Annotated in this window: 13 protein-coding genes; 9 read left to right on the top strand and 4 right to left on the bottom strand. The window is 68.3% G+C overall.

Annotated features, from left to right (window positions below; genetic code table 11):
* Positions 1 to 115: 115 nt before the first annotated feature.
* On the bottom strand, positions 116 to 1,228 hold the full coding sequence (locus AC1DU6_RS08525) for an AIR synthase-related protein (RefSeq protein WP_056198035.1): 1,113 nt from the start codon (positions 1,226 to 1,228) through the stop codon (positions 116 to 118).
* Positions 1,229 to 1,269: 41 nt separating this feature from the next.
* On the opposite strand from AC1DU6_RS08525, the gene dnaX reads away from it, so the two are divergent.
* From dnaX to AC1DU6_RS08505, 4 genes are all read left to right on the top strand, one after another.
* A complete protein-coding gene (dnaX, locus tag AC1DU6_RS08520) occupies positions 1,270 to 3,108 on the top strand; it encodes a DNA polymerase III subunit gamma/tau (protein WP_056199609.1) in 1,839 nt (612 codons plus the stop codon).
* Positions 3,109 to 3,122: 14 nt separating this feature from the next.
* Entirely contained in the window at positions 3,123 to 3,449 is a 327-nt protein-coding gene (locus tag AC1DU6_RS08515) for a YbaB/EbfC family nucleoid-associated protein (RefSeq protein WP_056198033.1), read from the top strand.
* Between the two features lie 136 nt (positions 3,450 to 3,585).
* Positions 3,586 to 4,167, top strand: a complete 582-nt coding sequence (recR, locus tag AC1DU6_RS08510) for a recombination mediator RecR (RefSeq protein ID WP_477856696.1) — start codon at positions 3,586 to 3,588, stop codon at positions 4,165 to 4,167.
* Between the two features lie 10 nt (positions 4,168 to 4,177).
* Complete coding sequence (locus tag AC1DU6_RS08505) at positions 4,178 to 4,570, top strand: MAPEG family protein (protein ID WP_056198029.1); 393 nt, start codon at positions 4,178 to 4,180, stop codon at positions 4,568 to 4,570.
* Between the two features lie 8 nt (positions 4,571 to 4,578).
* Here the strand turns inward: AC1DU6_RS08505 and AC1DU6_RS08500 are convergent, their stop codons facing one another.
* Together AC1DU6_RS08500 and gloB are read right to left on the bottom strand one after the other, a co-directional pair.
* Complete coding sequence (locus AC1DU6_RS08500; protein WP_477856694.1) at positions 4,579 to 6,162, bottom strand: transglycosylase SLT domain-containing protein; 1,584 nt, start codon at positions 6,160 to 6,162, stop codon at positions 4,579 to 4,581.
* Positions 6,159 to 6,944 (bottom strand): hydroxyacylglutathione hydrolase, encoded by a 786-nt coding sequence (gene gloB, locus AC1DU6_RS08495; RefSeq protein WP_477856692.1) that lies wholly within the window; start codon positions 6,942 to 6,944, stop codon positions 6,159 to 6,161. The genes AC1DU6_RS08500 and gloB overlap by 4 nt, the downstream gene beginning before the upstream one ends.
* Before the next feature lie 51 nt (positions 6,945 to 6,995).
* Here gloB and AC1DU6_RS08490 point away from each other — a divergent pair, with 51 nt between their 5' ends.
* From AC1DU6_RS08490 to dcd, 5 genes are read left to right on the top strand one after another with little or no spacing between them, the layout of a single operon-like run.
* The gene (locus tag AC1DU6_RS08490) at positions 6,996 to 7,700 is read left to right on the top strand and encodes a class I SAM-dependent methyltransferase (protein WP_477856690.1); all 705 of its coding nucleotides are present in this window, start codon (positions 6,996 to 6,998) and stop codon (positions 7,698 to 7,700) included.
* Positions 7,697 to 8,185, top strand: coding sequence for a ribonuclease HI (rnhA, locus tag AC1DU6_RS08485; protein ID WP_056198020.1), 489 nt, complete (start codon positions 7,697 to 7,699; stop codon positions 8,183 to 8,185). The genes AC1DU6_RS08490 and rnhA overlap by 4 nt, the downstream gene beginning before the upstream one ends.
* A gap of 15 nt (positions 8,186 to 8,200) precedes the next feature.
* Positions 8,201 to 10,207 (top strand): amidohydrolase family protein, encoded by a 2,007-nt coding sequence (locus AC1DU6_RS08480; protein ID WP_477856699.1) that lies wholly within the window; start codon positions 8,201 to 8,203, stop codon positions 10,205 to 10,207.
* 8 nt (positions 10,208 to 10,215) lie between these two features.
* The gene (locus tag AC1DU6_RS08475) at positions 10,216 to 11,775 is read left to right on the top strand and encodes an ABC transporter substrate-binding protein (RefSeq protein ID WP_477856688.1); all 1,560 of its coding nucleotides are present in this window, start codon (positions 10,216 to 10,218) and stop codon (positions 11,773 to 11,775) included.
* Positions 11,776 to 11,789: 14 nt separating this feature from the next.
* On the top strand, positions 11,790 to 12,356 hold the full coding sequence (gene dcd, locus AC1DU6_RS08470; RefSeq protein WP_477856687.1) for a dCTP deaminase: 567 nt from the start codon (positions 11,790 to 11,792) through the stop codon (positions 12,354 to 12,356).
* 152 nt (positions 12,357 to 12,508) lie between these two features.
* Here dcd and AC1DU6_RS08465 read toward each other — a convergent pair whose 3' ends face one another.
* A complete protein-coding gene (locus AC1DU6_RS08465) occupies positions 12,509 to 12,994 on the bottom strand; it encodes an SRPBCC family protein (RefSeq protein ID WP_477856685.1) in 486 nt (161 codons plus the stop codon).
* Between the last annotated feature and the right edge of the window lie 113 nt (positions 12,995 to 13,107).

Below are 13,107 nucleotides of genomic sequence, written 5' to 3'. Positions count from 1 at the left end.
GGTCGGTCCCCCGAGGGGACGGCGATGCTTGCGGCATCGAGCCGCAAGCACATCGCCATGGCGGGCCGGCTCGGGAGCGGCCCAGCGCTCGGCCCGTGGAGCGTCACACCACATATCAGCGCAGGTGTAGGTCGTCTTCGCTGAAGCGGATGTCCAGCGGCTCGATCAGCAGTTGCTTCTCGCCCGCTTCCACCGTGCCGGCCACCCAGGCCTCAATGCCGCAGTCGCGCGCGACCTGGGCGGTGCGCTCGGCGTCCTCGGCCTTGACGAAGATGGCGAAGCCCGCACCCATGTTCAGCGTGGAGTAGGCCTCGCGATCGTCCTGGCCGGCTTGCTTCTGGATGAAGTCCAGCACCGCCGTCTTGGGCGGCACGGTGTGGATGCGGTAGGTCAGCTGGCTCGGGTGGCGCAGCAGCTTGCGCCAACCGTGGCCGGTGATGTTGGCGCAGTAGTGCGGCGCGATGCCGGCCTTCCACAGCGCTTCGGTGACGGGCGAATACAGGGCCGTCGGCGCCAGCAGGGCCTCGCCGTAGCTGACGCCCGGCTCGATCTCGGTGAGGTAGCCCTGGGGCAGGCGCTCGGCCAGCTTGCGCGCCAGGCTCAGACCGTTGGCATGGATGCCGCTTGAGGCCAGCAGCACGATGGCGTCGCCGGCACCGAGCTTGTCGCCCACTGACAGGCGTTCCTTCGGGTTGATGAGGCCGGTACAGGACGCGGCCAGGTCGATGCGGCCGTCCTCGACGATGCCGGCCAGCGCGGGCGTCTCGCCGCCGCCCCAGGCGACCTGGCAGGTGTCGCAGGCGGCCTTCCAGCCGGCCACCAGGGCTTGCGCCCGCTGGGCGTCACCGAACCAGTCGCTGCCACCAGCCGCCCAGTAGGCCTGCACGACCAGCGGCGTGGCGCCGACGGTGATCAGGTCGTTGACCGCCATGGCGATGGTGTCCTGGGCGATGCCGGCGAAGAAGCTCTTGCCCGTCAGCTTGGCCATCTCGTCGGCCACCAGGGTCTTGGTGCCCAGGCATTCGACGATGGACGCAAGGTAGAACGGCCCCACGTCCACGACATAGGCCGATTCGCCGCGAGAGGCCTTGACCTCGGTGAAGCCGTGGCCGGCGAGGTGGGTCGCCGTGGCGGCGGCGGCGCGCTGGGCCGTGATCTTCAGCGGGTCGATCAGGTCGTAGTTGACGCCGGCTTGGTCGTAGGTGAGGGGGGCTGCGGTACTGGTCATCCGCCAATTATCGACGGAGGGCCCCTCATAGAATGACCGGCATGAGTTATCAGGTCCTGGCCCGCAAATACCGCCCGCAGAGTTTCGAGCAGCTCGTCGGGCAGGAGCACGTCGTGCAGGCCCTCGCCAATGCCTTGACGCAGGGGCGCCTGCACCACGCCTATCTGTTCACCGGCACCCGCGGCGTCGGCAAGACGACGGTGTCGCGCATCCTCGCCAAGAGCCTCAATTGCACCGGGCCGGACGGCACAGGCGGCATCACGGCCCAGCCCTGCGGCGTCTGCCATGCCTGCCGGGATATCGATTCGGGTCGCTTCGTCGACTACGTCGAGCTGGACGCGGCCTCCAACCGCGGTGTCGAAGAGATCTCGCAACTGCTCGACCAGGCCGTCTACAAGCCGGTCGTCGGGCGCTTCAAGGTCTACATGATCGACGAAGTGCACATGCTCTCGAACACTGCCTTCAACGCGATGCTGAAGACGCTGGAGGAGCCGCCCGACTACTTGAAGTTCGTGCTGGCGACGACCGATCCGCAGAAGGTGCCGGTCACCGTGCTGTCGCGCTGCCTGCAGTTCAACTTGCGGCCCATGGCGGCGGCGGACGTGCAGATGCACCTGGGCAATGTGCTGGGCGCGGAGAGCGTACCGGCCGAACCGGGCGCGCTGCGCCTGCTGTCGCGTGCGGCTCGCGGCTCGATGCGCGACGGGCTGTCGTTGACCGACCAGGCCATCGCCTTCGGCGCGGGGTCGCTGACTGAAGCCGGCGTGCGCCAGATGCTGGGCAGCGTCGACCGCGGCCATGTCGTGGCCATCGTGGATGCGCTGGCTGCGGCGAGCGGTGAGGCCGTCGTGGCCCAGGCCGATGCGCTGCGTGGCGCGGGCCTGTCGGCCGCCGGCACGCTGGAGGACCTGGCCACGCTGCTGCAGCAGATGGCCCTGGCCCAGGCCGCGCCGATGGCGCTGGACGATGCCGACACCGAAACCGCCGAGATCCGCCGCCTGGCTGCTCTACTTCCGGCCGACGAGATCCAGCTGATGTACAGCATGGCCCTGCATGGCCGCGCCGAGCTGCATCTGGCGCCAGACGAATATGCGGGTCTGTTGATGGTGCTGCTGCGCATGCTGGCCTTCCGGCCGGCCGGCACGAGCCCCAAGCCCATCAAGGCCGCGGCCCTGGTGAGGCCGGCGGCAGTGGCCAAGGCGGTTGTCGCCGTGCCGCTGCCCAAGGTGGCGCCACCGGCGCCGGTGGCGGTGCCCAAGGTTGTCGCGCCGGTCCCGGTGGTCGCGGCGCCCGTGGTGGCCGAGCCGGCCGCCCCCAGGCTCAGCGACCGACTGCGCCCGCGCCCGGTCGAAGTCGAGGCGCAGGCCGATGACGACATGGATGGCCCGCCGCCCGACGATGCGCCGCCGCCGTGGATGGAAGCGGATGACGCGCCCGCGCCGGTGGCTGCTGCGGCTCGCGAGCCCGAAGCGCCGCGCCGCGCCGAGCTGCGCGAGACGCCCGAAGGTGCGCAGTGGGCCGAGCGCATCGCGGCCCTCAACCTGGTGGGCATGACGGGCGAGCTGGCCCGCCAGGCCCAGGCCCTGGGCTGCGCCAGCGCCGACGGCCGCGAGGTCTGGACGCTGCGCGTCGAGCGCGAATCGCTGCGCGCGCCGGCCCTGGTCAGCAAACTCGAAGCGGCCCTCGACGCAAAGCTCGACATTGAGGTCGGCGTGGCCGAAGACTCCATCGCCCTGCGCACGGTCGCCCGGGCCGAAGCCCAGCAGCGTGCGGCCGAAGACCTCGCCGCCCAGCATCCGATGACGCGGACACTGCTTTCCCAATTCCCGTCGGCACGCATCCTGCCCGGTTCGGTGCAGCCGCTGACGCCCACTCCGTAGACAAGGACACGATCATGATGAAAGGCCAACTCGCCGGCTTGATGAAGCAAGCCCAGGCGATGCAAGACAACCTGAAGAAGGCGCAGGACGAACTCGCCAACATCGAGGTCGAGGGCCAGAGTGGCGCCGGGCTCGTGAAGGTGCTGATGACCTGCAAGCACGAGGTTCGCCGCGTGACCATCGACCCCAGCCTGCTGGCCGATGACAAGGACATGCTGGAAGACCTCGTCGCCGCCGCCTTCAACGACGCAGCCCGCCGCGCCGAGGCGACCAGCTCCGAGAAGATGGGCAAGCTGACTCAAGGCATGCCGATGCCCCCCGGCATGAAGTTCCCGTTTTGATGGCCCACCCCCGAGGCGCTTCGCGCCTCCCCCTCAAGGGGGCGCAGCCAGTGGCCTGGCAAAGCCAGTTCCACGGCTGCCGCTTGATGAGATCGCGCCTGCGGCTGCGATCGTTTACTGACAACGTGGCTTCGATTTGAACGCACTGGATACGCTTGTTGAGGCGCTCAAGCGCCTGCCTGGCGTGGGCCAGAAGTCGGCCCAGCGCATGGCCTACCACCTGCTGCAGCATGACCGGCTGGCCATGCCGCGTCTGGCTGATGCGCTGACGGCGGCGGGCGAGCACATCRAGCATTGCGAGCGCTGCCATACCTTCAGCGAAACGCCGATCTGCAGCGTCTGCGCGGACGCCGACCGCGACGCGCGGCTGCTGTGCGTCGTCGAGACGCCGGCCGACCAGGCGGCGCTGGAGCGCACCGCGTCCTATCGCGGCTACTACTTCGTGCTGCTGGGGCGGCTGTCGCCGCTCGATGGTGTGGGCACGCGCCAGATCGGCGCGGCCGAATTGCTGGCGCGGGCGAGCGAGGAAGGTGTCGAGGAAGTCATCCTCGCCACCAGCTTCACCGCCGAGGGCGAGGCCACGGCCCATGTACTGGCCGAGGCGCTGCGCGCCCGGAGCATCAAGTCGACGCGGCTTGCGCGCGGCGTGCCGGTTGGCAGTGAGCTCGAATACGTGGACCTGGGCACCATAGCTCATGCCTTGACTGATCGACGCTGAGGAAGCCCGGATGACGATTGCCCAACTCTGCCTGCTCGTCGCCTGCCTGCTGCCCCTGGGCTGCACATTCCTGGCCAAGTCCAAGGGCTTCGGCAAGCGCAGGCGTGATGGCGGTTTCGACAACAACCAGCCGCGCGAATGGCTGGCCAAGCTCGACGGCTGGCAGGCGCGGGCCAACGCGGCCCAGGCCAACAGCTGGGAGGCCCTGCCCATCTTCGTCGCCGGCCTCTTTGTCGCCCATCAGCACCAGGCCGCGCAGGGCAGCGTGGATGCGCTGGCCGTGGGATTCGTCGCTGCGCGCCTGGCCTTCATTGGCCTCTATGTGGCGGACCGCGCCTCGCTGCGCTCACTGGTGTGGGCTGCAGGCCTGGCGGCCTGCGTCGCACTGTTCCTCGTTCGCTGAAACAAGGCTCAAGGCGTGGCCGCGGCCACGACGGTGCGGCCCTTGCCGCCCTTGCCCTTGGGCTGCGCCTTGGCGGCCACCTTCACGACCTTGGCGGGCGTCGCCTTGGCCACCGGTGCCTTGGCCGGCGAATAGGCGGTGTAGACGACGACGGCCTGGCCCGGCTTGAGGCGGCCGTTGGCGGCCAGCTTGTTCCACTGCGCCACCTGCTCGCTGCGCACCTTGTAGCGGGCGGCGATGGTGGCCACGGTGTCAGCCTTGCCGGCCTTGTGTGTCACGCGGCGCAGCGGCGGCGCGTCGGGCGCGAGGTTGAGCGCGGCGGTGTCAGCCAGGCGCTCGGACACGTCGGCGACGATGTGTTCGCCGCGCGGCACCAGCAGCGTCGAACCGGCCTTCACGAGCATCTTGGGCGGAATCTTGTTGATGTCGCGCAGCAGCGCTTCGCTGGTGCCGGCACGCTTGGCGGCCTCGCCCGGGCTCATGGTCTTGGGCACGACCCAGGCCGTCCAGCTCGCGAGCGGGCCGCTGTGGCGGGCCAGGTTCTCGGCGAAGGCACTGGCCTGGTCATAAGGCAGCAGCACCTGGGGCGTGGCGGCGGCCAGGATGACCGGCTTGTTCATCTGCGGGTTGAACTGCTGGAAGGTTTCCAGCGTGATGCCGGCAAGCTGGGCGGCCAGGGCCACGTCGATGTCGCGCTCGATCTTCACGCTCAGGAAATACGGGTGGTTGGCCACCACCGGCAGCGTCAGCGCATAGCGATCGGGTGCGAAGACGATGTTCTTCACCGCCTGCAGCTTGGGCACGTAGTAGCGCGTTTCATCGGGCATCTTCAGGCTGGCGTAGTCGGTCGGCAGGCCGAGCTTTTGATTGCGCGCCACCGCCTTCTGCACATTGCCCTGGCCCCAGTTGTAGGCCGCCAGCGCCAGATGCCAGTCACCGAACTGCTTGTGCAGGCGGCCGAGGTAGTCCAGCGCGGCGCGGGTGGAGGCCAGCACGTCGCGTCGGTCGTCGCGGAAGATGTTCTGCTTGAGATCGAAGTCGCGCCCGGTGGCGGGCATGAACTGCCACATGCCGGTAGCCTTGGCCGTCGACACGGCGTGCGTGACGAAGGCGCTCTCCACGAAGGGCAGCAGGGCCAGCTCGGCAGGCATGCCGCGCTTCTCGACTTCGTCCAGGATGTGGAAGAGGTAGCGGCTGCCGCGCGTCGTCATGCRCTCGACGTAGTCGGGGCGCGCGGTGTACCAGGCCTCGGCCTTGCGCACCCAGTCGTCGTCCAGGTCCTGCAGCTGGAAGCCCTTGCGCACGCGGGCCCAGAGGTCGGCGTTCACATCCGGCGCGTCGAGGTCGACCTTCTCGCCGGGGCGCAGGTTGTCCTCGAGCAGTTCGGCCGCGATGGCGCGCACCGGCGCGGGTGCCGCGAGCGTCAGCGGCGCGGGGGCAGGTTCAGCGGCAACGGGGAGTGGGGTAGGCGGGGTGTCGAGGCTGGCGGGATCGACCGGAGCGGTGGTGGCGCAGGCGGCAAGCAGGGCAGCCAAAAGGATCGGAGAAAGGCGCGCGAGCGCCTTGGGAGAGAGTCGGTGAATCAGGGTCATCGGAATCCGTTCTTCCATTCGCGCAAGGTGGCGAACACATCGACCGGGCTGGGCGCGGCCGGGAGTTTGAGGGGGGCGTGGCGGCGAGCGGCCTCACGCAGAGCGGCTTCGGTACAACGCAGGAAAGGGTTGATGCGCACCTCGTTGCCGATGCGGCCGGGCAGCGTGGGCCGGCCGGCGGCGCGCTCGGCCTCGCACCAGGCGGCGTAGGTCGCCAGCGCCGCGTTGGCCGGGTCCACCTCGCGCGCAAAGCGCAGGTTGGACAGGGTGTATTCATGGGCGCAACAGACCTGGGTCTCGGACGGCAGCGCGGCCAGGGATTGCAGCGAGGCATGCATCTGCGCCGGCGTGCCTTCGAAGAGGCGGCCACAGCCGGCGCTGAAGAGGGTGTCGCCGCAGAAGAGCAGGGGGTCGCTGCCAGGGACGTCAGCAGCGAAGTAGGCGATGTGACCCGCCGTATGGCCCGGCACGTCCATGACGGCGAACTTGAGGCCGAGCAACTCGACCGCATCGCCGCCATGCAGGCGCTGTACTGGCTCAGGCAGCTCCTCGTGGACGGGGCCGTAGATGGGGCCTTGCAGGCGCGGCCGCAGTGCGTCGACGCCACCGACGTGATCGCTATGGTGGTGGGTCAATAGAATGCCCGCCAGCGTCAGGCCCCGGGCATCCAGCGCCGCAGCCACCGGCGCGGCGTCGCCGGGGTCGACGACGAGGGCCTCGCGGCCGTTGTCCAGCAGCCAGAGGTAGTTGTCGTCGAATGCAGGAAGCGGCGTGAGCGTCAAACTGAGCGTCAATGGCGCCAACCCATGACAGATAAAGCGCCGAGTATAGATTTGACAGCCTGGCTGCAAACCMCGCCCGGGCACCATCTGCTTGCCTGGGAGCAGGCCCAGGTCGACGCAGCCGTGACCGATTTGTTCGGGTTTCACGCCTTACAACTCGGCCTGCCCGAACTGAACGGTCTGCAGACCAACCGCATGCCCCACCGCTGGCTGGCCGGTCGTGACCTGCTTTGCGATTTTGACGCGCTACCTTTCGAAAGCGCCAGCCTCGACCTCGTGCTGCTGCCGCACGCGCTGGAGCTGGCGCCCGACGCCCACGCCTTGCTGCGCGAAGTCGAGCGCGTGCTGCGGCCCGAGGGGCGGCTCATCGTCTTCGGCCTGAACCCGGCCAGCCTCTGGGGCCTGCGCCAGAACCTCGGCCGCCTCAAGCGCCGCGGCGAGCCCTATCTGCCCCGTGATGGCGACTTCATCGGCTACTGGCGGCTGCGCGACTGGCTCAAGCTGCTGAGTTTTGACGTCGAGGCGGCGCGCTTCGGCATCTATCGGCCGCCGCTGCGCTCCGAGGCTTGGCTGCAGCGCTGGCGCTGGGTCGACGGCATCGGCTCGCGCTGGTGGCCGGTGCTGGGCGCCGTCTATTTCATCCAGGCGGTCAAGCGCGTGCACGGCATGCGCATGATCGGCCTGGCCAAGAACTCGCGTGCAGCGGCAAAAAAGGCGCCCGCCGTCGCGCTGAACAACCATCACAAAAAAGAATGACCGAACCGACCCCCAAGCCCACCACCCTCATCAAGCGCCCGCAGGTCACCATCTATACCGACGGCGCTTGCAAGGGCAACCCCGGCCCTGGCGGCTGGGGTGCCTGGCTGAGCAGCGGCGGCCACGACAAGGAGCTCTTCGGCGGCGAGCGYGAGACGACCAACAACCGCATGGAGCTGACCGCGCCCATCGAGGCCCTGGCCTCGCTCAAGCGCAGCTGCGACGTCGTCGTCTACCTGGACAGCGAATACGTGCGCAAGGGCATCACCGAATGGATCATCAACTGGCAGCGCCGTGGCTGGAAGACGGCCGACGGCAAGCCGGTCAAGAACGCCGACCTCTGGCAGCGGCTGGACGCGCTGCGCAAGTTGCATACGGTCGACTGGCGCTGGGTCAAGGGCCATGCGGGCGACCCCGGCAACGAGCGCGCGGACATGCTCGCAAACAAGGGTGTCGCCTCCCTCAGTAAAGTCCGCGCCACCTAAGACAGAAACCGCCTCATGAAGCTGCTGCCCTTGCTGTTCGCGCTGTGTGTTGCCGGCGCTGTCCAGGCCCAGACCTACACCGTGGTGTGTGCCAAGACCGCCTGCGGTCACCTCAAGGTCACCGAAACGGCCACCCGCCTCGAGACCGACTACAGCTACCGCAACAACGGCCGCGGGCCCGACCAGAAGGAGGTGCTGGAACTGGCCGCAGACGGCACTTGGGCGGCCTACCGCACCGAGGGCGTCTCAACCTACGGCGCGCGCATCGACGAAAGCTTCGAGCTCAAGGACGGCCGTGCCAGCTGGCGCTCGCCCGTGGACCGCGGCGACAAGCCCGGCGTGGGCCGCGATCTCGTCTATCTGCCCGTGCAGGCCAGCCCGGCCTGGGCCGGCCGCCTGGCGCGCACCCTGCTGCAGCGCTCCGACCACCGCGCGGCCGCGTTGCCGGTGGGCCAGATCAGCATCGAGCGCGTGCAGACGCTCAAGCCGGCCGGTGCCAGCTTCGAGGTTGGCCTGTACGCCATCGACGGCCTGGACCTCGATCCCAGCTACCTCTGGCTGCGCGAGGACAACCAGGCGCTGTTCGCCCAGGTCTCGCCGGGCTGGGGCGGCACGCTGCTGCAGGGCTTCGAGGCCGAGATGGACCGGCTGTCCGACGTGCAGAAGGCTGCTCAGCTGGCGCGGCTGGAGCGCCTGGCCAAGACCCTGCCCAAGCCGCTGCCCGGCTTGACCGTCATCGAAGGCGTGCGCTGGTTCGACTCGCAGGCCGCCGTGCTGCGCGGGCCGTCCGATGTCTACCTGCTCGAGGGGCGCATCGCGGCAATAGCCAAGCCCGGCAGCCTGAAGAACGCCGAGCCGGCCCAGCGCATCAGCGGCAAGGGCCGCACCCTGCTGCCGGGCTTCATCGACATGCACTCCCACCTGGACGCCAGCGCGCTGCTGCTGAACCTGGCCGCGGGCGTGACGGCCGTGCGCGATGTCGGCAACAGCAATGCCGACCTGGCCGAACTGAAAGGCCGCATCGAGCGCGGCGAGGTGCTGGGCCCACGCATCGCGGCCAATGGCTTCATCGAGGGCAAGAGCCCGTTCTCTTCGCAGTCCGACTTCGTGGCCGACAACCTGGACGAGGCCCTGGCCGCCATCGACTGGTACGCCGCCCACGGCTACCGCCAGCTCAAGCTCTACAACTCCATCCGCCCCGAGTGGGTCAAGCCCATGGTGGCGCATGCGCGCTCGCTGGGCCTGCGCACCGGCGGCCATGTGCCGGCCTTCATGACGGCGCGCCAGGCGGTCGAGGCGGGCTACGACGAGCTGCACCACATCAACCAGGTCACGCTGAACTTCCTGGTCAGCAAGGGCGACGACACGCGCACCCTGCTGCGTTTCAACCTGCCCGGCGACAAGGCGGCCGACCTCAAGCTCAATGACCGCCGCACGCAGGACTTCCTGGCCCTGCTGAAGAAGAAGGGCACGGTCGTCGATGCGACGATGACGGCCTTCGAGGCCCAGTACACGCAGCGCCAGGGGCAGCCCAATCCCAGCTATGCGATGGTGTCCGCGAACTGGCCGGCTGTGCTGCAGCGCAGCTATCTGTCGGCCGAAGTCGACATGGACGACACCAAGGCCCGGCGCTGGGGCGCGAGCTGGAAGGTCATGATGGACTTGCTGCGCCGCATGCACGCGGCCGGCATCCCGCTGGTGGCGGGTACGGACGCAACGCCCGGCTTTGCGCTGCAGCGCGAGCTGGAGCTCTACGTGCAGGCCGGCATCCCCGCCGCGCAGGCGCTGAAGATCGCGACCTGGAACGGCGCCAGATACAGCGACCGCCTGAGCGAGATTGGCAGCATCGAGCGCGGCAAGCGCGCCGACCTCGTGCTGATCGACGGCGACCCGGTGGCCGACATCCGCGCCATCCGGCGCATTGCGCTGGTCATCAAGGGCGAGCAAGCGCTGTCGCCCTCGGCCCTCTACCAATCCATGGGCATCCTGCCCTTCGTGCCCGCCGCGGAGATCATCAAGTRAAGCCGGAATTGAAGCGATTGGCCGCACTGCTGCTGGCCCTGCCGCTGATCGCCCAGGCCGACACGACGCTGCGCTTCTGCGCCGCCGGCAGCCCCAAGACCTTCGACCCGGCGATGACCGACAGCGGCATCGACCATGTCGCCCACATGCCCATCTTCAGCAACCTCATCGAGGTCAAGCGCGGCACGGATCAATTGATTCCTGGCCTGGCAACGAGCTGGAGCATCAGCCCCGATGGCCTGGCCTACACCTTCGAGCTGCGCCGAGGCGTGACCTGGCATGCCGTCGAAGGCTTCAAGCCGACGCGCGAGTTCAATGCCGACGACGTGATCTTCACGTTCGGCCGCCTGCTCAGCCGTGACAGCGCGTTTGCCAAGGCCTTTCCGAGCGTGTCGCCCTATGTGGCGTCCTTCGGCTGGGAGAAGCTCATCACCAAGGTCGAGAAGCTGGGCGAGCACCAGGTGCGCATCACTCTGGCCGAGCGCGACGCGTCCTTCCTGTCGGCGCTGAGCTTCGCCTTCACGATGATCCAGTCGGCCGAGCTGGGTGCCCAGCTGCTCAAGGCCGGCACGCCGCAGCGCATCACGCAGATGCCCGTCGGCACCGGCCCCTTCCAGTTCAAGAGCTTTCGCGCCGACAGTGTCATCCGCTACGTGAAGCACCAGACGTGGTGGCGCAAGGACGAGAGGCCGCGCGCCGACCAGCTCGTCTTCGCGATCACGACCGATGCCAGCGTGCGCGCCCAGCGCCTCAAGCGCGACGAATGCGACATCGCCTACCCGGTCGGCCCGGCCGAGCTGGACGAGTTGAAGAAGGACCCCAACATCAAACTGGCGACAGCGGCCGGCATGAACATCGGCATCCTGGCCTACAACACCAAGCGCCCGGCCCTGTCCAAGGTCGAGGTGCGCCAGGCCCTGGACATGGCCATCGACAAGGCGGCCATCGTCCGCACCGTCTACGGCGACGCCGGCGTGCTGGCCAGCAGCGTCATCCCGGCCGCCAACTGGGCCCATGACGCCACGCTCAAGCCCGTGCCCTACGACCCGGCCAAGGCCCGTGCCATGTTGCAGAAGGCCGGCGTGCTGCCACTGGACATCACGCTGTGGGCCATGCCGGTGGTGCGCCCCTACAACCCCAACGGCCAGCGCATGGCGCAGATGATCCAATCCGACTGGGCCAAGGTCGGCGTCAACGCGCGCATCGTCACCTATGAGTGGGGCGAATACCTGCGCCGCATCGATGCCGGCGAGCATGACGCCGCGCTCAGCGGCTGGAATGGCGACCCAGAGCCCGCCAACACGGCCGGCCAGCTCGCCTGCGGCTCGGCCAGCGGCAGCTTCTGGTGCAACCCGACCTACGACAAGCTGCTGGCCGAAGCCAGGCAAGCGTTGAAGCAGGAAGACCGCAAGGCCATCTACGCCAAGGCCCAGCGCATCGCGATGACGGAGCTGCCCTGGACACCCATCGCCCACGGGCGCTTGGCCRTGCCCGAGCGCGCAGCGGTCAAAGGCTTCATCCTGGATCTGGATGGCGGCATGTATTTCGACGGCGTGACGCCGCGCTAAACAAGGAAAACGAGATGAGTATCAAGAGCGACAAATGGATCCGCCGCATGTGCCAGGAGCACGGCATGATCGAGCCCTTCGAGCCCGGCCAGGTGCGCGAGCAGGACGGCCGCAAGATCATCAGCTACGGCACCTCCAGCTACGGCTACGACATCCGCTGCGCGCCCGAGTTCAAGGTCTTCACCAACATCCACAGCACCGTGGTGGACCCGAAGAACTTCGACGAGAACAGCTTCGTCGACATCAACAAGGACGTCTGCATCATCCCGCCCAACAGCTTCGCGCTGGCGCGCACGATGGAGTACTTCCGCATCCCGCGCAATGTGCTGACGGTGTGCCTGGGCAAGAGCACCTATGCCCGCTGCGGCATCATCGTCAACGTGACGCCCTTCGAGCCCGAGTGGGAAGGCTATGTGACGCTGGAGTTCAGCAACACCACACCGCTGCCGGCCAAGATCTACGCTGGCGAGGGCTGCGCCCAGGTGCTGTTCTTCGAGAGCGACGAGGYCTGCGAGGTCAGCTACAAGGACCGCGGCGGCAAGTACCAGGGGCAGGTGGGGGTGACGTTGCCCAAGGCATGAACTTGACAGCCCCTCGTCCGGTCTCGCGCCGCTGAACGCGGGCGAACCCAGCCGGTCCCCCAAGGGGACGGCGATGCTTGCGGCATTGAGCCACAAGCACATCGCCAAGGCGGGCCGGCTTGGGAGCGGCCCGGCACTCGGCCCGCAAAGGCTCACCCACCTATCACCGCCAGATATTGGACCAACCCGATCCGACCCGCCCGCATCACCCGCTTGTGATTCCAGCGAAACAAGGGCGCCAGCACCGGCGCCAGCCAGCGCAGGATGCCTGGCGGCAGGGTGACGCGCCAGACGAAGGTGACGTCGGTATGCCCGCCCGCCTCCGGCAGGGCTTGCTTCATCAGCCAGATGCCTTCCCCTGCCATCGTGCCGCCCGCCCGGGCGCGCAGGCGCTCTTCGCGCAGCACTTCCGTCACCTCCAGCACCAGGTGCAGCCGGTAGCCCAGGCCGGTGCGGAAGGTGAGCTGCTGCTGGCGGCCCACGCCCTGGGCGTCGCCGTCGACGAGGCGTTTCACGGCGACGACCCCCGGCCACCACAGCGGCCAGTGCTCGGTCTGGGTGATGGCCTGCCAGACACGGGGGACCGGCGCATCCAGGCGCCAGTGGCTGACGAGGTCAAAAAAGGCGACTTGAGGCATGCAAAGGGGATACGCCAGGCTACCCAGGGTAGATGCCTAGGTTTACGCTGCATCCGGAATTCTTACCGCTGCGTATCAGCCTTCCATGACCTCGACCATCGCCACCCCCGCCC

Source organism: Roseateles sp. P5_B10 (assembly GCF_056400485.1).
This window is presented reverse-complemented; position numbering and strand designations above follow the sequence as displayed.